The organism is Lysobacter xanthus (assembly GCF_047159895.1).
Window position 1 is genome coordinate 1 of sequence record NZ_BAAGAB020000026.1, and the last position, 16,934, is coordinate 16,934.

The window sequence follows — 16,934 nt, forward strand, 5'->3', positions numbered from 1 at the left end:
CGAGGGCCTGCGCTTCGCGATCCGCGAAGGCGGCCGTACCGTCGGCGCCGGCGTCGTGGCGAAGATCATCAAGTAAGGAGCGGCCGCCCGGACCCGCGTCCGGGCGGCATCCGTCGTCCATCCGGCCCCACGGCCGGATGGCGCGGTAGACGCCGGGCAGGTATTCCGGCGTCCAAGCGGCAGGCGGCCCTCGGCCTCGCTGCCGTTTGGCGGAAAGCCTCTTTACGCGGCCTTCGCATACCCGTTAGAATCACGTTCCCCTGCCCTCGGGTGGGGAACGACAGCGAAATGAGGGGCAGGACGCCACTCGTATTCGTCGGACAGGGAACCGTCGTGTGTCGCACCGGCCGCAGCTCGCTGCGCGTCGTCGTGCTTCACGCGTCTCGAACTAACTGTCTGGCGGGTCGGGAAACCGGCCTGCCTTGTTTTTTGGCGGAAACCGGCCGGTGCGGCGGGATTCGCAGCCATCGTGGGGTCCGGCGCATGAAGCCGCCGTATCCGTCGCTCTTTACTCAAGGAATACCGTCATGGCGGACCAGAAGATCCGAATCCGGCTGAAGGCGTACGATCATCGACTGATCGACCGCTCGGCCAGCGAGATCGTCGAGACGGCCAAGCGGACCGGCGCGCAAGTGCGCGGCCCGATCCCGCTGCCGACCAAGATCGAGCGCTACACCATCCTCGTCTCCCCGCATGCCGACAAGGATGCGCGTGACCAGTACGAGACCCGCACGCACAAGCGCGTGCTCGATATCGTCGACCCCAACGACAAGACCGTGGACGCGCTCATGAAGCTCGAGCTCGCGGCTGGCGTTGACGTCCAGATCAAGCTGACCTGAGGCCTCCCACCATGACCGCGAAGAAGTATTCGTTGGGCATTGTCGGTCGCAAGGCCGGCATGAGCCGCGTCTTCCTCGAAGACGGCAAGTCCGTTCCGGTGACGCTGATCGAAGCGACGCCGAACCGCATCACCCAGATCAAGACCCCGGAAACCGACGGCTACAGCGCCGTGCAGGTCACCGTGGGCGTGCGTCGCGCGTCGCTGCTGACCAAGCCGGAAGCCGGTCACCTCGCCAAGGCGAAGGTCGACGCGGGCCGCGGCCTGTGGGAACTGCGCGTCGAGAACGACCAGATCGGCGGCTTCGAAGTCGGCGGCGAGATCAAGGCCGACATCTTTGCGCCGGGCCAGATCGTCGACGTCCAGGGCATCAGCAAGGGCAAGGGCTTCCAGGGCACGATCAAGCGCTGGAACTTCACGATGGGTGACGCCACCCACGGTAACTCGCTCTCGCACCGCTCGCCGGGCTCGATCGGCCAGCGCCAGACGCCGGGCCGCGTGTTCCCGGGCAAGAAGATGTCGGGCCACATGGGTGACGAGACCAAGTCGATCCAGGGCCTCGAGGTCGTCCGCGTGGACGCCGAGCGCGGCCTGATCGCGGTCAAGGGCGCGATCCCCGGTGCGCCGGGTGGCGACGTCATCGTCCGCCCGACGACGAAGGGCTAAGGAGAACACGATGGAACTCGCCATCAACAACAGCGACAAGACGGTCTCGGTTTCCGACGCCGTGTTCGGTCGTGATTTCAGCGAAGACCTGGTCCACCAGGTCGTCGTCGCCTACCGCAATGCGGGGCGCTCGGGCACCAAGGCGCAGAAGACGCGCTCGGAAGTGAACGGCACCACCAAGAAGTCGAAGAAGCAGAAGGGCGGCGGTGCACGCCACGGCGCCCTGACCGCTCCGATCTTCGTCGGCGGCGGCGTGACCTTCGCGGCCAAGCCGCGCAGCTTCGCGCAGAAGGTCAACCGCAAGATGTATCGCGCCGCGATGGCGTCGATCCTTTCCGAGCTGAACCGCCAGGGCCGCCTGTCGGTCGTGGAGGCGCTCGAGCTCGACGCGCCGAAGACCAAGGGCCTGATCACCAAGCTCAAGGATCTCGGCACCGGCCGCCGTCCGCTCCTCGTCACCGAGGACGCGACGGAGAACCTGTACCTGTCGGCGCGCAACCTGCCGTACGTCGAAGTCCGCGATGTCCAGGGTCTCGACCCGGTGACGCTCGTCGGCGCCGACTCGGTCGTGTTCACGGCCGACGCGGTCAAGAAGATCGAGGAGTGGCTGGCATGAACGACGCCAAGCTCTACAGCATCATCCGCGCACCGCGCATCTCCGAGAAGACGGCTCGTCTGCAGGAAGTCTCGAACCAGTACGTGTTCGAGGTCTCCACGGAAGCCAACAAGCTCGAGATCAAGGAAGCCGTCGAGAAGATCTTCGGCGTCAACGTCCGTGCGGTGAACGTCGTGAACGTGAAGGGCAAGAACAAGGCCTTCAAGTTCCGCATGGGCCGCCGCGCCGATTGGCGCAAGGCGTACGTGACGCTGGCCGAAGGCCAGTCGATCGACGTGATGGCCACGGCCTGAGGAAACACACATGGCATTGATGACCTTCAAGCCCACCTCGCCCGGCCGCCGTAGTGCGGTCCGCGTGGTGACCCCTGGCCTCCACAAGGGCGACCCCTACCAGGGCCTCGTGGAGAAGCAGGGCAAGTCCGGTGGCCGCAACCACCACGGCCGCATCACGACGCGTCACGTCGGCGGTGGCCACAAGCAGCACTACCGCATCATCGACTTCAAGCGCGACAAGGTCGGTATTCCCGCCCGCGTCGAGCGGATCGAGTACGACCCGAACCGCACCGCGCACATCGCGCTGCTGTGCTACGTCGATGGCGAGCGTCGCTACATCATCGCGCCGAAGGGTCTGTCCCAGGGCGATCAGGTGATCGCGGGCCGTGACGCCCCGATCCGCGTCGGCAACACGCTGCCGCTGACCAACATCCCGGTCGGCTCCACGGTGCATTGCATCGAGATGAAGCCGGGCAAGGGTGCGCAGATCGCCCGCGCCGCAGGCGCCGGCGTGCAGCTGGTCGCCCGCGAGCAGGGCTACGCCACGCTCCGCCTGCGTTCCGGCGAGATGCGTAAGGTGCCGGCCGAGTGCTGCGCGACGATCGGCGAAGTCGGCAACGACGAGCACAACCTCGAGAAGCTGGGCAAGGCCGGTGCGAAGCGCTGGCGCGGTGTCCGCCCGACCGTCCGTGGCGCCGCCATGAACCCGGTCGACCATCCGCACGGCGGTGGTGAGGCCAAGGCTGGCCAGGGCAATCCGCACCCGGTCACCCCTTGGGGCGTCCCGACCAAGGGTTACAAGACCCGCAAGAACAAGCGGACGCAGCAGTTCATCGTTCGCGATCGCAGGAGCTAATCGGCCATGCCACGTTCACTCAAGAAGGGCCCTTTCACCGACCATCACCTGGTCAAGAAGGTGGAAACGGCCGGCAACAACAAGAAGCCGATCAAGACCTGGTCGCGTCGCTCGACGATCCTGCCGGAAATGATCGGGTTCACGATCGCCGTCCATAACGGGAAGAACCACATCCCGGTTCTCATCAACGAGAACATGGTCGGTCACAAGCTCGGCGAGTTCGCCATGACCCGGACGTTCAAGGGTCACGTGGCCGACAAGAAGTCGAAGTAAGGAGATGACCATGGAAGCGAAAGCCATCCTGCGCACCGCGCGCATCTCCCCGCAGAAGGCCCGCCTGGTCGCCGACCAGGTCCGCGGCCTTCCCGTCGAGCGTGCCCTCAACCTGCTCAAGTTCTCGGACAAGAAAGTGGCGCACATGATCTACAAGGTCGTGTTCTCCGCCGCGTCGAACGCCGAAAACAACCTGGGTGCCGATGCCGACGACCTGCGCGTCAAGACCATCATGGTCGACGAAGGTCCGACGCTGAAGCGCTTCATGGCGCGGGCCAAGGGCCGCGGCACCCGCATCCTCAAGCGCACCAGCCACATCACTGTGGTCGTGGGCGCAGGCAAGTAAGGCGGAGCAGACTAATGGGTCATAAAGTTCATCCCACCGGTATCCGCCTGGGCATTGCCAAGGACTGGAACTCGAAGTGGTTCGCCAACAAGAAGACGTACGGCAGCTACCTGACCGCCGATCTTCGCGTCCGTGAGCTGCTCCGCAAGAAGCTGGCCGCCGCGGGCATCTCGAAGATCCTCATCGAGCGTCCGGCCAACAACGCGCGCGTCACGATCCACACCGCCCGCCCGGGCGTGGTGATCGGCAAGCGTGGCGAGGACATCGAGAAGCTGCGCCGCGAGGTCAGCGCGGTGATGGGCGTTCCGGCGCACATCAACGTCTCCGAGGTCCGCAAGCCCGAGCTCGACGCGCAGCTGGTCGCCGAGTCGATCGCGCAGCAGCTCGAGCGCCGCATCATGTTCCGCCGCGCGATGAAGCGTGCGGTCGGCAACGCGATGCGCCTCGGCGCGCTGGGCATCAAGGTCAATGTCGCCGGCCGCCTCAACGGTGCGGAAATCGCCCGTTCGGAGTGGTACCGCGAAGGCCGCGTGCCGCTTCACACCCTTCGCGCCGATATCGACTACGGCTTCGCCGAGGCGAAGACCACGTACGGGATCATCGGAATCAAGACCTGGATCTACAAGGGCGAGATCTTCGACTTCGCCCAGGTCGGCCAGGAAAAGCCGGAAGAGAACTCGTCGCCGCGCGGCGAGCGCTCCGACCGCGGTGACCGTGGCGATCGTAACGATCGTCGCGGCCGCGAGCAGAGGTAATCCGCCATGCTGCAACCCAAGCGAACCAAATTCCGCAAGATGCACAAGGGCCGCAACGACGGCCTCGCGTGGAGCGGCAACGCTGTCTCGTTCGGCGAGTTCGGCCTCAAGGCGACCGCCCACGGCCAGCTCACCGCGCGCCAGATCGAGTCGGCCCGTCGCGCGATCAGCCGTTACGTCAAGCGTGGCGGCAAGATGTGGATCCGCGTGTTCCCCGACAAGCCGATCACGCAGAAGCCGATCGAAGTCCGAATGGGCTCCGGCAAGGGCAACGTCGAGTACTGGGTCGCCCAGATCCAGCCCGGCCGCATGATCTACGAGATCGAGGGCGTCAGCGAGGAAGTGGCCCGCGAGGCCTTCCGTCTCGCTTCCGCGAAGCTCTCCGTCACCACCACCTTCGTTACCCGGACGGTGCGCTAATGGACCTCAAGGAACTCCGCACGAAGTCGGCCGACGAGCTGAACAGCCACCTGACCGACCTGCACAAGGAGCGTTTCGCGCTCCGCATGCAGCAGGCCACCGGCCAGCTCGCCAAGAGCCACGAAGTCCGCCGCGTCCGTCGCGAGATCGCTCGCACGAAGACGCTGCTGGGCCAGAACCAGAAGTAAGGACCCGCCATGACCGACAACAACACAGAGAAGGCGATTCGCACGGTCGAAGGTCGCGTCCTCAGCAACAAGATGGACAAGACCGTCACCATCCTGGTCGAGCGCCAGGTGAAGCACGCGCTGTACGGCAAGTACATCCGCCGCTCCACCAAGCTGCACGCCCACGACGCCGACAATTCGTGCAATGAGGGCGACGTCGTCCGCGTGCAGGAATGCGCGCCGATGTCGAAGACCAAGAACTGGCGCGTGGTGCAGATCGTCACCCGCGCGGCCGGTTAAGAGGAGAGCGAAACATGATCCAGATGCAGAGCTACCTCGACGTGGCCGATAACTCCGGCGCGAAGGAAGTGATGTGCATCAAGGTGCTGGGCGGCTCGAAGCGCCGTTACGCCGGCATCGGTGACATCATCAAGGTGTCCGTCAAGGACGCCATTCCGCGCGGCAAGGTGAAGAAGGGCGACGTCTACGACGCCGTCGTCGTCCGCACCCGCAAGGGCGTCCGTCGCCCGGACGGCTCGCTGATCCGTTTCGACGGTAACGCGGCCGTGCTTCTCAACAACAAGCAGGAGCCGATCGGCACCCGCATCTTCGGACCGGTCACGCGCGAGCTGCGTACCGAGAAGTTCATGAAGATCGTGTCGCTCGCCCCTGAAGTGCTCTGAGCGGAGGAAGAACATGAACCGTATCCGCAAGGGTGACCGCGTCGTCGTGACCGCGGGCAAGGACAAGGGCAAGCAGGGCGAAGTCGTCCGCGTGCTGGGCGACAAGGTCGTCGTGTCCAACATCAACGTCGTGAAGCGCCACACCAAGCCGAACCCGCAGGCGGGCCAGCCCGGTGGCGTGATCGAGCGCGAGGCGCCGATCCACGCGTCCAACGTGATGCTCTTCAACCCGGCCAGCGGCAAGGGTGAGCGCATTGCTTTCAAGGTGCTGGAGGATGGACGCAAACTGCGTGTGTTCCGCTCCAGCGGTGAGGCGGTTGACGCCTGAGGAATGCAGAAATGACCACCCGTCTCGAGAAGTTCTACAAGGACGAAGTCGTCCCGCAGCTCATCCAGAAGTTCGGCTACAAGAACGTCATGGAAGTGCCGCGCCTGGTCAAGATCACGCTGAACATGGGCGTGGGCGAAGCCGCCACCAACAAGAAGGTGCTGGAGAACGCGGTCGCCGACATGACCAAGGTCGCCGGCCAGAAGCCGATCGTCACGAAGAGCCGCGTTTCCGTCGCGTCCTTCAAGATCCGTGACGGCTGGCCGATCGGCGCGAAGGTCACCCTGCGCCGCGCGAAGATGTTCGAGTTCTTCGACCGCCTGATCAACATCTCGCTGCCGCGCGTCCGCGACTTCCGCGGCGTGTCGGGCAAGTCGTTCGACGGCCGTGGCAACTACAACATGGGCGTCAAGGAACAGATCATCTTCCCGGAAATCGACTTCGACCAGGTCGACGCCCTCCGCGGCATGGACATCGCGATCACCACGACCGCGAAGACCGATGCCGAGGCGCGTGCGCTCCTCGAAGCGTTCCGCTTCCCGTTCCGCAACTGACACTCAGGATTGAACAATGGCTAAGACTTCCATGATCAACCGCGAGGTCAAGCGCGCGAAGCTCGCGAAGCGCCACGGCGCCAAGCGGGACGAGCTCAAGAAGATCATCGCGAGCACGACGGCCTCGTACGAGGACAAGATGGACGCGGTCGTGAAGCTGCAGAAGCTTCCGCGCGACTCCTCCCCGAGCCGCCAGCGCAACCGTTGCGAACTGTCGGGCCGCCCGCGTGGCGTGTACCGCAAGTTCGGCCTCGGCCGCAACATGCTCCGCAAGGCAACCATGAACGGCGACGTTCCTGGCCTGCGCAAGGCGAGCTGGTAACATAGTCCGCTTCACCGCGGCGGGGTCACCTGCCGCGGCTCACAACTGAATTCGCAATCGCGCGGATATCGGTGCTTCTCATAAGGAAACTCTCATGAGCATGACTGATCCCATCGCCGACATGCTGGTCCGCATCAAGAATGCGGCCGCTGTTCGGAAGCAGACGGTGACCATGCCGTCGTCGAAGATCAAGGTCGCGATCGCCGGCGTCCTGAAGGCCGAGGGCTACATCCTCGACTTCCGTACCGCCGAAGCGGGCCCGGGCAAGACCCAGCTCGAAATCGCGCTGAAGTACTACGAAGGCCGCCCGGTCATCGAGCGCCTCGACCGCTTCTCGCGCTCGGGCCGCCGCCAGTACCGTGGCAAGACGGAGCTGCCGAAGGTCCTCAATGGCCTCGGCGTCGCCATCATCTCCACCTCGAAGGGCATCATGACCGACTCGCAGGCGCGCCAGCAGGGCGTCGGCGGCGAAGTCCTGTGCTTCGTGGCCTAAGGGAGGAACAGACATGTCCCGAGTTGCCAAGAAGCCGGTCGCCCTCCCGAAGGGCGTCGAGCTGAACGTCCAGGCCGGTTCCATCAGTGCCAAGGGCCCGAAGGGCACGTTGTCGGTGCCGAAGCCGGCTGCGATCGACGTCAAGGTCGAGGAGGGCACCGCCCTCTTCACGACGGAAGACGCCGCGCTCATCCCGCTGACCGGCACGCTGCGCGCGATCCTCGCCAACATGGTGAAGGGCGTCTCCGAAGGTTTCGAGAAGAAGCTCGAGCTCGTCGGCGTCGGTTATCGCGCCTCGATGCAGGGCAAGGACCTGAACCTGTCGCTGGGCTTCTCCCACCCGGTGGTGTTCCCCGCCCCGGAGGGCATCACGATCACGACGCCGACGCAGACGGAAGTCGTGGTGCAGGGCGCCGACAAGCAGCGCGTCGGCGAAGTCGCCGCCAAGATTCGCGGTTTCCGTCCGCCGGAGCCCTACAAGGGCAAGGGCGTGAAGTACGCCGGCGAAGTGATCATTCGTAAGGAAGCCAAGAAGGCTTAAGTGCGAATCCCTCGCGGGCGCCCGCGCATCCGTGTGCGGACGCTCGAAAGAGATCCACTTCCTTCAGCTTTCGAGGACCAGACCAATGCTTAAGAAAATCGCCCGCCTGCGCCGCGCCAAGTCGACGCGCTCGCACATCCGCAACCTCGGCGTGCCGCGCCTGTCGGTGCTGCGCACCGGCCAGCATCTATACGCGCAGGTGTTCAGCGCCGACGGCTCGAAGGTGCTCGCTTCGGCGTCCACGCTCCAGGCCGACGTCAGCGAAGGCCTCAAGAACGGCAAGAATGCCGATGCGGCCTCCAAGGTCGGTCGCGTGATCGCCGAGAAGGCCAAGGCTGCCGGCATCGAGAAGGTCGCGTTCGACCGCTCGGGCTACCGCTACCACGGCCGCATCAAGGCGCTCGCCGACGCCGCCCGCGAGGGTGGCCTGCAGTTCTGAGGACGGCTTGCCGTTCGACCCGCCGGTGCGGCTGAGCACCGGGCGACGGCGCGGATTCCCGCGCCGTCGATGCGCCCGCTCCATCCCAAAACCATAAGCGGCCACGCCGCAAATTTCTTTCAACTACCAGAGAATCGAAATGGCAGAAGAGCGTCAGAACCGCGGTCGCGATCGTGATCGCAACCGCGAAGAGGTCGACGATGGCATGGTCGAGAAGCTGATCGCGGTCAACCGCGTCAGCAAGACCGTCAAGGGCGGCCGCCAGTTCACCTTTACCGCGCTGACGGTGGTGGGCGACGGCAACGGCAAGGTCGGTTTCGGCTACGGCAAGGCGCGCGAAGTGCCGGTCGCGATCCAGAAGTCGATGGAGAACGCACGCAAGTCGATGACGAACGTCGACCTGAACAACGGCACCCTGTGGCACACGGTCAAGGCCGGCCACGGCGCGGCGCGCGTGTTCATGCAGCCGGCGTCGGAAGGTACCGGCGTGATCGCCGGCGGCGCCATGCGCGCCGTGCTGGAAGCGGCGGGCGTCAAGAACGTTCTCGCGAAGGCCGTCGGTTCGCGTAATCCGATCAACCTCGTGCGCGCCACGATGCGCGGCCTGACCGACATCCGGTCGCCGTCGCAGATCGCGGCCAAGCGCGGCAAGAAGGTGGAGGACCTCGTCCATGGTTAAGGACCAGGCAGTCGAGGGCGGCACCGTCAAGGTCCGTCTGGTCAAGGGTCTTCGCGGCACGCAGTCGATTCATCGTCTGTCGGTGCGCGCGCTGGGTCTCAACAAGCTCAACGATGTGCGTGAACTGAAGGACAGCCCGCAGGTACGCGGTCTGATCAACAAGGTTCACTACCTCGTTCGCGTCGAGGAGTAATCGACCATGCGTCTCAACACTCTGCAGCCCGGTGAGGGCGCGCGTACCGAACCCAAGCGGGTCGGTCGCGGTATCGGTTCCGGCCTGGGCAAGACCTGCGGCCGCGGCCATAAGGGCTCGTTCGCGCGCTCGGGCAAGGGCAAGATCAAGGCCGGCTTCGAAGGCGGTCAGATGCCGATGCAGCGCCGCCTGCCGAAGATCGGCTTCCGGTCGAAGACCGCGAAGGACTCCGTCGAGGTGCTGCTGTATGCGCTCGAGGGTCTTGAAGCCGGCGAAATCACCATCACCTCGCTGAAGGAAGCCGGCCTCGTGCCGCCGAACGCGAAGAAGGTGAAGCTGGTGAAGAAGGGCGACGTCACCAAGGCTTTCACCCTCAAGGGCGTGTCGGCCACGGCCGGCGCGAAGGCGGCGGTCGAAGCCGCTGGCGGATCGTTCTCGGAGTAAGGGCCTGATGGCGCGTAGCAGCAATTCGATGGCCGGCCTCGGTGGCGGCCTCGGCAAGTTCACCGAGCTCCGCCAGCGACTTCTTTTCGTCGTCGCGGCGCTGATCGTCTATCGAATCGGCTGTTACGTCCCGGTCCCGGGCGTTAATCCCCAGGCGATGGTCGACTTCATGGCCCAGCGCCAGGGGACGATCGTCGACATGTTCAACATGTTCTCGGGCGGTGCACTGCACCGCCTGAGCCTGTTCGCGCTGAACGTCGCCCCGTACATCTCGTCGTCGATCGTCATCCAGCTGTTGACGCAGATCGTGCCGAGCCTGAAGGCCATCCAGAAGGAAGGCGAATCGGGTCGACGCAAGATCAACCAGTGGTCGCGCCTCGGCGCGATCCCGCTGGCCGTGTTCCAGGCTTGGGGAATCGCGACCTGGCTGCAGGGCGCGACCGCGCCCGGCGGCACCCCGGTGGTCTACGCCGGCGGCATGGGCTTCGTCATCACCGCGGTCATCGCGCTGACGGCGGGCACCATCTTCCTCATGTGGCTCGGTGAGCAGATTACCGAGCGTGGCATCGGCAACGGCATTTCGCTGCTGATTTTCGCGGGCATCGTCGCGGGCATCCCCGGCGCGCTGATCAACATGCTCGGCCAGATCCGCGACGGCGACATGGGCGCGCCCGCCGCGCTCATCACGGTCGCGCTGGTCCTGGGCTTCACGTATTTCGTGGTGTTCGTCGAGCGCGGGCAGCGCCGGATCACCGTGAACTACGCGCGCCGGCAGGGCGGCCGCAACGCCTACCAGAACCAGACGTCGTTCCTGCCGCTGAAGCTCAACATGTCCGGTGTCATCCCGGCGATCTTCGCGTCGAGCATCGTGATGTTCCCGGCGACCGCGGCCACGTGGTTCAGCCAGAACAACTCGCAGTCGTGGCTGCTCAAGCTCAGCCAGATGCTGTCGCCGGGCGAGCCGCTGCACATGATCCTGTACGCGGCGCTGATCATTGGCTTCGCCTTCTTCTACACGGCCCTCGTCTTCAATTCGCAGGAAACCGCGGAGAACCTGAAGAAGTCCGGGGCGCTGATTCCGGGCATCCGTCCGGGTCGCGGCACCGCCGACTACATCGACGGGGTGCTGACGCGGCTGACGGCTGCCGGTGCGGTGTACCTGGTGCTGGTCTGCCTGCTGCCCGAAGTCATGCGCACCCAGCTCGGGACGTCGTTCTACTTCGGCGGCACCTCGCTGCTGATCGTCGTGGTGGTCGTCATGGACTTCATCGCGCAGATTCAGGCGCACCTGATGTCCCACCAGTACGAGAGCCTCCTGAAAAAGGCAAACCTTCGCGGTGGCAACCGCGGCCGCTGAGGCCTTGCCGGCCCGCCGGTGCACGGCGGGTGAATTGCTGGCATAATGGCGCGCTGAGTGGCCGTGGCCGCTCGATGGGCCAGGATGGCCGCCCGGTTTGGATCCCGGCCAGGATGGCGAAACAGAACACCAGGCAGTCGGCCGACACCTCGTCGACGGCTGCAGATGGGCGACCCGGCGGCAGTCCCGCGCACGGGTGGGCCCTTGGCCATACGCGCGCCTGAGGAGTGCGCGGGGCCGGGCAGGGCGGTTCGCCGCAGTGCCCGGTACAGCCGGGGTCCGTTCGCCGGAGCATGGGCACACTCCCCATGCCGGGTCGGAGCAGGTCACCGCTGCGGCTCAAGAAGATCGGGACACGCAGATTTCGGGTTTTTCTCGAGAGTTCAATCGCCGGGCGCGAGCCTGGCGCACACCAGTTTGGAGATCGCCACATGGCGCGTATTGCGGGTGTCAACCTGCCTGCCCAGAAGCATGTCTGGGTCGGGCTGCAGAGCATCTACGGCATTGGCCGTACCCGTTCCAAGCAGATCTGCCAGTCGGCCGGCGTCACGTCGTCGACCAAGATCCGCGACCTGTCCGAGCCGGAAGTCGAGCGCCTGCGCGGCGAAGTCGGCAAGTTCGTCGTCGAGGGCGACCTGCGCCGCGAGATCGGCATGGCCATCAAGCGCCTGATGGACCTCGGTTCCTACCGCGGCCTCCGTCACCGCCGCGGCCTGCCGCTGCGCGGCCAGCGCACCCGGACCAATGCCCGTACCCGCAAGGGTCCGCGCAAGGCCATCAAGAAGTAAGGAACCGACATGGCCAAGCCTGCCGCGAAAGCTCCGAAGAAGAAGATCAAGCGCGTCGTCACCGACGGCATCGCCCACGTCCACGCTTCGTTCAACAACACCATCATCACGATCACCGACCGCCAGGGCAACGCGCTCTCGTGGGCGACCTCGGGCGGCGCCGGTTTCCGCGGCTCGCGCAAGTCGACCCCGTTCGCCGCGCAGGTCGCCGCCGAGAAGGCCGGCCGTGCCGCGCTGGACTACGGCGTCAAGGCGCTCGAAGTGCGCATCAAGGGCCCGGGTCCGGGTCGTGAATCGGCCGTTCGTTCGCTGAACAACGTCGGCTACAAGATCCTCAACATCATCGACGTGACGCCCATCCCGCACAACGGATGCCGTCCGCCGAAGAAGCGCCGCGTCTGAGGAGGAATAAGACATGGCACGCTATATCGGTCCCACCTGTAAGCTCGCGCGCCGCGAAGGCGCCGACCTCGGCCTGAAGTCGCCGGCCCGCGCCCTCGACTCGAAGTGCAAGCTCGAGCAGAAGCCCGGCCAGCACGGCGCCACCGCCCGCAAGGGCAAGCTGTCCGACTACGCCACCCAGCTTCGCGAGAAGCAGAAGGTCAAGCGTATCTACGGCCTGCTGGAGCGTCAGTTCCGCAACTACTACAAGAAGGCTTCGAACCGGAAGGGCAACACCGGCGAGAACCTGCTGCAGCTGCTCGAGACCCGTCTCGACAACGTGATCTACCGGATGGGCTTCGCGGTCACCCGCGCCTCGGCCCGCCAGCTGGTCAGCCATCGCGGCGTCACCGTCAACGGCAAGATCGTCAATCTGCCGTCGTACCAGGTGAAGGCCGGCGACGCGATCGCGCTCGCCGAGCGCGCCCAGAAGCAGCTCCGCGTGCAGGAGGCCCTCACGGTCGCCCAGCAGATGGACCTGTCGCCGTCGTGGATCGAGGTCGACGCGAAGAAGTTCGCGGGCGTGTTCAAGTCGGTTCCCGACCGTGCGGACCTGCCGGCGGATATCAACGAAGCGCTGATCGTCGAGCTGTACTCGAAGTAATTTCATCCGGGCCGGCGTGACGACGTCGGCCCCCAGGAGAAGCCACAACATGACGGTTACCGCCAACCAGGTATTGCGCCCGCGTGGTCCCCAGATCGAGCGCCTGACCGGCAATCGCGCCAAGGTCGTGATCGAGCCGCTCGAGCGCGGCTACGGCCACACCCTCGGCAATGCGCTGCGCCGCGTCCTGCTTTCGTCGATCCCCGGGTTTGCAATCACCGAGGTGGAGATCGATGGCGTGCTCCACGAGTACACCACGGTCGAAGGCCTCGAGGAGGATGTGCTCGAGGTTCTGCTGAACCTCAAGGACGTCGCGATTCGCATGCACACGGGCGACAGCGCGATGCTGTCGCTCAACAAGTCCGGCCCGGGCGTCATCACCGCCGGCGACATCCGCACCGACCACAACGTCGAGATCATCAATCCCGACCACGTCGTCGCGCACCTCACGAAGGACACGGCGCTGAACATGCGCCTGAAGATCGAGCGTGGTTACGGCTACCAGCCGGCCGCCGCGCGCCGTCGCCCGGACGAGGAAACGCGTGCGATCGGTCGCCTGATGCTGGACGCGAGCTTCTCGCCGGTCCGTCGCGTCGCGTACGCGGTGGAAGCCGCGCGCGTCGAGCAGCGCACCGACCTCGACAAGCTGGTGCTGGACATCGAGACGAACGGCACGATCGACGCCGAGGAAGCCGTCCGCACAGCGGCCGACATCCTCACCGACCAGCTGTCGGTGTTCGGCGACTTCACCCACCGCGAGCGCGGTGCGGCGAAGCCGGCGACCGGTGGCGTCGACCCGCTGCTGCTGCGTCCGATCGACGATCTCGAACTGACGGTGCGTTCGGCCAACTGCCTCAAGGCCGAGAACATCTACTACGTCGGCGACCTGATCCAGAAGACGGAAGTCGAGCTGCTCAAGACCCCGAACCTCGGCAAGAAGTCGCTCACCGAGATCAAGGAAGTGCTGGCTCAGCGTGGCCTGTCGCTCGGCATGCGTCTCGAGAACTGGCCGCCGGCCGGCATCGCGTCGCACGGGATGATGGGCTGAGCCGAGGCGCCCGGACGCGAAAGCGTCCTGCGCTTTGGAAGGCCAAGGTTGCGTGCAGCGCCCGCCGAGCCACTAGGCGAAGCGTTCGTTACCTGCCGAATCCGTTCCACCCGCCGCGCCGTAGACCACCACGACGCGGTCGCCGGATCCCGCCCTCACCCGGCGGGATTCAGCATGAAAGGCTTCACCACCGACGGGCGAGAAAGCCCGCGGCACATCCGGCCATGGACGCCGGAACCGGACCAACCGCAGTCCACAGCAGCAACGCCGGGATGGCGACAGCGAAATCCAGCAGTTCCAACATTCATAGGAATCCAACGCCATGCGCCACCAGAAAGCCGGCCGCAAGTTCAGCCGCACCAGCGCCCACCGCGATGCCATGTTCACCAACATGGCCGCGTCGCTCATCAAGACGGGCCTGATCCGCACCACGCTCCCGAAGGCCAAGGAGCTCCGCCGCGTCGCCGAGCCGCTCATCACCCTCGGCAAGACCGATGGCGTCGCCAATCGTCGTCTCGCCTTCTCGCGCCTGCGCGACAAGGAAGCGGTGGGCAAGCTGTTCATCGAACTCGGCCCGCGCTACCGCGAGCGCCCGGGCGGGTACCTGCGCATCCTGAAGTGCGGCTTCCGCGCCGGCGACAACGCCCCGATGGCGTACGTCGAGCTGGTCGACCGTCCGGACGCGGCGCAGCAGTAAGTCACGGGCCCGGGCCGACGCCCGGATCCGAGAGGAAGCCCTGGCTGATGCCGGGGCTTCGTCGTTTTAGGGCCGTCGAACCCGGTGGCTCGCCTCGGGCCGTCATGCAGCCGTCGTACGACGTCATGCCGCCGCGGGCTTTGCGCGAAGTGCGCGGCCCTGCGACCATCGTCGCTCCACAGGACCGAATCCGCCGATGCGCTTCCTTCCCTTCCGCGCCTCTTTCCGCGTCCAGTTCTTCCTGGGCTTCGCCGCCTGCGCTGCGCTGATGGCGTATGCGCTGTATGCGGAACACGTGCTCGGCCTGGAGCCATGCCCGCTGTGCATCTTCCAGCGCATCGCGGTGATTGCCCTGGGCCTCGTGTTCCTCGCCGGTGCCGCGGCCGGTCCGGTTCGACCGGGTGCGCGTCGCGCCTGGGGCGTGCTCGCACTCGTGCCCGCGCTGGCGGGCGCGGCGATCGCCGGGCGCCACGTCTGGATCCAGCACCTGCCGCCCGACCAGGTGCCGTCCTGCGGCCCGCCGCTCGCATTCCTTCGCGAGACGCTGCCGTTCATGGATCTGGTGCGCAAGGTGCTGACGGGCGATGGACAATGCGCAAAGATCGAATGGACGTTCCTCGGGCAGTCGATGCCGGTGTGGACGCTGGTGAGCTTCGTGGTGCTGGCGCTGTGGGTGGCCTTCGCTGCGTTCCGTCGAAGGTGAGATGCGATGCCGATCAACGATCCGTCCCTGCAGGCCGTTTCCTTGCCGCGTGAGTGGAGCGCGCAATCCTGGCGTGCGCGCCCCGCGACCCAGATGCCGCAGTACGCCGACGCCGCGGAGCTCGAATCCGCGCTCGCGGAACTGCGCCGGCTGCCGCCGCTGGTCACGTCGTGGGAGATCCTGACGCTCAAGCAGCAGCTCGCCGAGGCGCAGGAAGGCAAGCGCTTCCTGCTGCAGGGCGGCGACTGCGCGGAGAGCTTCGACGAATGCTCGTCGGACGTGATCTCCAATCGCCTCAAGGTGCTGCTGCAGATGTCGCTCGTGCTCGTGCACGGCATGCGCAAGCCGGTGGTGCGCGTCGGGCGCTTCGCCGGGCAGTACGCCAAGCCGCGCTCCGCCGACATGGAGACCATCGACGGCGTCAGCCTGCCGAGCTATCGCGGCGACATCGTCAACGGCCCTGCCTTCACGCCGGAGGCGCGACGCGCCGATCCGCGCCGCATGATCAAGGCGCATGCGCGCTCCGCGATGACGATGAACTTCGTCCGCGCACTGATCGACGGCGGCTTCGCGGACCTGCATCACCCGGAGTACTGGGACCTGGGCTGGGTCGGCCATTCGCCGCTCGCCGACGAGTACCGCCGCATGGTGGCCGGCATCGGCGATGCGGTGCGCTTCATGGAGACGCTGTCGGGCTCGGAGGTGCACAACCTCAACCGCGTCGACTTCTATACGTCGCACGAAGCCCTCCTGTTGCCCTACGAGGAATCGATGACGCGGCAGGTGCCGCGCAACTGGGGCTGGTTCGACCTCGGCACGCATTTCCCGTGGATCGGCATGCGCACCGCGCAGCTCGACGGCGCGCACGTCGAGTTCCTCCGGGGCATCCGCAATCCGATCGCGGTGAAGATCGGGCCGTCCGTGACGCCGGATCAGCTGCTGCGGCTCGTCGACGTGCTCAATCCCGAGGACGAGGCCGGCCGCCTGACCTTCATCCATCGCATGGGCGCCGCGCACGTGGCGGAGAAGCTGCCGCCGCTGCTCGAGGCGATGCGCCGCGACGGTCGCCGGCTGTTGTGGGTCTGCGATCCGATGCATGGCAATACCGAACCGACGGCGAACGGTTACAAGACGCGGCGCTTCGCGAACATCGCGAGCGAGGTCGAGCAGGCGTTCGAGTTGCACGCGGCCGCGGGCACGCGCCTGGGCGGCGTGCATCTCGAACTCACCGGCGAGGACGTGACCGAATGCCTCGGCGGCGCGCGGGAGCTCACCGAAGTCGACCTCGAGCGCGCGTATCGCAGCTGCGTGGATCCGCGCCTGAACTACGAGCAGGCGCTGGAGATCACGATGCTGATCGTGCGCAAGCAGACGCAGCTCAGCGCACCGCGCTGAGCCGGGCCGGGCG

At 66.0% G+C, this 16,934-nt stretch carries 30 protein-coding genes; all 30 read left to right on the top strand.

Annotated elements, in window-relative coordinates:
• Window positions 1-76, top strand: a 76-nt coding sequence (locus tag ACY35P_RS08325; protein WP_454480473.1) for an EF-Tu C-terminal domain-related protein, incomplete at its 5' end; no start/stop codon positions are given.
• A 451-nt stretch (window positions 77-527) separates the two neighbouring features.
• Window positions 528-839: a 30S ribosomal protein S10 gene (gene rpsJ, locus ACY35P_RS08330; RefSeq protein ID WP_014161383.1), complete on the top strand. Its 312-nt coding sequence runs from the start codon at window positions 528-530 to the stop codon at window positions 837-839.
• Window positions 840-850: 11 nt separating this feature from the next.
• Window positions 851-1,504: a 50S ribosomal protein L3 gene (gene rplC, locus ACY35P_RS08335; protein ID WP_462115369.1), complete on the top strand. Its 654-nt coding sequence runs from the start codon at window positions 851-853 to the stop codon at window positions 1,502-1,504.
• Between the two features lie 10 nt (window positions 1,505-1,514).
• A complete protein-coding gene (rplD, locus tag ACY35P_RS08340) occupies window positions 1,515-2,120 on the top strand; it encodes a 50S ribosomal protein L4 (RefSeq protein ID WP_462115370.1) in 606 nt (201 codons plus the stop codon).
• Window positions 2,117-2,413 carry a 50S ribosomal protein L23 gene (gene rplW / locus ACY35P_RS08345; protein ID WP_462115371.1) on the top strand — a complete coding sequence of 99 codons (297 nt, stop codon included), beginning with the start codon at window positions 2,117-2,119 and terminating at the stop codon, window positions 2,411-2,413. The genes rplD and rplW overlap by 4 nt, the downstream gene beginning before the upstream one ends.
• Window positions 2,414-2,423: 10 nt before the next feature.
• Complete coding sequence (rplB, locus tag ACY35P_RS08350) at window positions 2,424-3,251, top strand: 50S ribosomal protein L2 (RefSeq protein ID WP_462115372.1); 828 nt, start codon at window positions 2,424-2,426, stop codon at window positions 3,249-3,251.
• 6 nt (window positions 3,252-3,257) lie between these two features.
• Entirely contained in the window at window positions 3,258-3,524 is a 267-nt protein-coding gene (rpsS, locus tag ACY35P_RS08355; RefSeq protein WP_189451211.1) for a 30S ribosomal protein S19, read from the top strand.
• A 10-nt stretch (window positions 3,525-3,534) separates the two neighbouring features.
• The gene (rplV, locus tag ACY35P_RS08360) at window positions 3,535-3,870 is read left to right on the top strand and encodes a 50S ribosomal protein L22 (RefSeq protein WP_462115373.1); all 336 of its coding nucleotides are present in this window, start codon (window positions 3,535-3,537) and stop codon (window positions 3,868-3,870) included.
• Between the two features lie 14 nt (window positions 3,871-3,884).
• Window positions 3,885-4,625 carry a 30S ribosomal protein S3 gene (rpsC, locus tag ACY35P_RS08365; RefSeq protein ID WP_462115374.1) on the top strand — a complete coding sequence of 247 codons (741 nt, stop codon included), beginning with the start codon at window positions 3,885-3,887 and terminating at the stop codon, window positions 4,623-4,625.
• A gap of 6 nt (window positions 4,626-4,631) precedes the next feature.
• The gene (gene rplP, locus ACY35P_RS08370; protein ID WP_462115375.1) at window positions 4,632-5,045 is read left to right on the top strand and encodes a 50S ribosomal protein L16; all 414 of its coding nucleotides are present in this window, start codon (window positions 4,632-4,634) and stop codon (window positions 5,043-5,045) included.
• Window positions 5,045-5,233, top strand: a complete 189-nt coding sequence (gene rpmC / locus ACY35P_RS08375; protein WP_189451218.1) for a 50S ribosomal protein L29 — start codon at window positions 5,045-5,047, stop codon at window positions 5,231-5,233. The genes rplP and rpmC overlap by 1 nt, the downstream gene beginning before the upstream one ends.
• A 9-nt stretch (window positions 5,234-5,242) precedes the next feature.
• Complete coding sequence (gene rpsQ, locus ACY35P_RS08380; protein ID WP_462115376.1) at window positions 5,243-5,512, top strand: 30S ribosomal protein S17; 270 nt, start codon at window positions 5,243-5,245, stop codon at window positions 5,510-5,512.
• Between the two features lie 14 nt (window positions 5,513-5,526).
• Complete coding sequence (gene rplN, locus ACY35P_RS08385) at window positions 5,527-5,895, top strand: 50S ribosomal protein L14 (RefSeq protein WP_027082417.1); 369 nt, start codon at window positions 5,527-5,529, stop codon at window positions 5,893-5,895.
• Window positions 5,896-5,908: 13 nt separating this feature from the next.
• Entirely contained in the window at window positions 5,909-6,223 is a 315-nt protein-coding gene (gene rplX, locus ACY35P_RS08390) for a 50S ribosomal protein L24 (protein ID WP_462115377.1), read from the top strand.
• 11 nt (window positions 6,224-6,234) lie between these two features.
• On the top strand, window positions 6,235-6,777 hold the full coding sequence (rplE, locus tag ACY35P_RS08395) for a 50S ribosomal protein L5 (protein WP_462115378.1): 543 nt from the start codon (window positions 6,235-6,237) through the stop codon (window positions 6,775-6,777).
• Window positions 6,778-6,793: 16 nt separating this feature from the next.
• The gene (gene rpsN, locus ACY35P_RS08400) at window positions 6,794-7,099 is read left to right on the top strand and encodes a 30S ribosomal protein S14 (RefSeq protein ID WP_462115379.1); all 306 of its coding nucleotides are present in this window, start codon (window positions 6,794-6,796) and stop codon (window positions 7,097-7,099) included.
• Between the two features lie 94 nt (window positions 7,100-7,193).
• Complete coding sequence (gene rpsH, locus ACY35P_RS08405; RefSeq protein ID WP_462115380.1) at window positions 7,194-7,592, top strand: 30S ribosomal protein S8; 399 nt, start codon at window positions 7,194-7,196, stop codon at window positions 7,590-7,592.
• 13 nt (window positions 7,593-7,605) lie between these two features.
• Window positions 7,606-8,133, top strand: a complete 528-nt coding sequence (gene rplF, locus ACY35P_RS08410; RefSeq protein WP_462115381.1) for a 50S ribosomal protein L6 — start codon at window positions 7,606-7,608, stop codon at window positions 8,131-8,133.
• An 85-nt stretch (window positions 8,134-8,218) separates the two neighbouring features.
• Window positions 8,219-8,572: a 50S ribosomal protein L18 gene (rplR, locus tag ACY35P_RS08415; RefSeq protein WP_462115382.1), complete on the top strand. Its 354-nt coding sequence runs from the start codon at window positions 8,219-8,221 to the stop codon at window positions 8,570-8,572.
• A 139-nt stretch (window positions 8,573-8,711) separates the two neighbouring features.
• On the top strand, window positions 8,712-9,251 hold the full coding sequence (gene rpsE / locus ACY35P_RS08420; protein ID WP_462115383.1) for a 30S ribosomal protein S5: 540 nt from the start codon (window positions 8,712-8,714) through the stop codon (window positions 9,249-9,251).
• Window positions 9,244-9,444 carry a 50S ribosomal protein L30 gene (rpmD, locus tag ACY35P_RS08425; RefSeq protein WP_462115384.1) on the top strand — a complete coding sequence of 67 codons (201 nt, stop codon included), beginning with the start codon at window positions 9,244-9,246 and terminating at the stop codon, window positions 9,442-9,444. The genes rpsE and rpmD overlap by 8 nt, the downstream gene beginning before the upstream one ends.
• Window positions 9,445-9,450: 6 nt before the next feature.
• A complete protein-coding gene (rplO, locus tag ACY35P_RS08430; protein WP_462115385.1) occupies window positions 9,451-9,888 on the top strand; it encodes a 50S ribosomal protein L15 in 438 nt (145 codons plus the stop codon).
• Window positions 9,889-9,916: 28 nt separating this feature from the next.
• Window positions 9,917-11,245, top strand: a complete 1,329-nt coding sequence (gene secY, locus ACY35P_RS08435) for a preprotein translocase subunit SecY (protein WP_462115407.1) — start codon at window positions 9,917-9,919, stop codon at window positions 11,243-11,245.
• 431 nt (window positions 11,246-11,676) lie between these two features.
• Entirely contained in the window at window positions 11,677-12,033 is a 357-nt protein-coding gene (rpsM, locus tag ACY35P_RS08440) for a 30S ribosomal protein S13 (protein ID WP_462115386.1), read from the top strand.
• Window positions 12,034-12,042: 9 nt separating this feature from the next.
• Window positions 12,043-12,435 (top strand): 30S ribosomal protein S11, encoded by a 393-nt coding sequence (rpsK, locus tag ACY35P_RS08445; RefSeq protein WP_133479382.1) that lies wholly within the window; start codon window positions 12,043-12,045, stop codon window positions 12,433-12,435.
• A gap of 13 nt (window positions 12,436-12,448) precedes the next feature.
• Complete coding sequence (gene rpsD, locus ACY35P_RS08450) at window positions 12,449-13,078, top strand: 30S ribosomal protein S4 (RefSeq protein WP_462115387.1); 630 nt, start codon at window positions 12,449-12,451, stop codon at window positions 13,076-13,078.
• A 49-nt stretch (window positions 13,079-13,127) separates the two neighbouring features.
• The gene (locus tag ACY35P_RS08455) at window positions 13,128-14,126 is read left to right on the top strand and encodes a DNA-directed RNA polymerase subunit alpha (protein WP_462115388.1); all 999 of its coding nucleotides are present in this window, start codon (window positions 13,128-13,130) and stop codon (window positions 14,124-14,126) included.
• A 322-nt stretch (window positions 14,127-14,448) separates the two neighbouring features.
• Window positions 14,449-14,823, top strand: a complete 375-nt coding sequence (gene rplQ / locus ACY35P_RS08460) for a 50S ribosomal protein L17 (protein WP_462115389.1) — start codon at window positions 14,449-14,451, stop codon at window positions 14,821-14,823.
• A gap of 196 nt (window positions 14,824-15,019) precedes the next feature.
• A complete protein-coding gene (locus ACY35P_RS08465) occupies window positions 15,020-15,526 on the top strand; it encodes a disulfide bond formation protein B (RefSeq protein ID WP_462115390.1) in 507 nt (168 codons plus the stop codon).
• A 6-nt stretch (window positions 15,527-15,532) separates the two neighbouring features.
• Window positions 15,533-16,921 (top strand): class II 3-deoxy-7-phosphoheptulonate synthase, encoded by a 1,389-nt coding sequence (locus ACY35P_RS08470; protein WP_462115391.1) that lies wholly within the window; start codon window positions 15,533-15,535, stop codon window positions 16,919-16,921.
• Window positions 16,922-16,934: the final 13 nt, after the last annotated feature.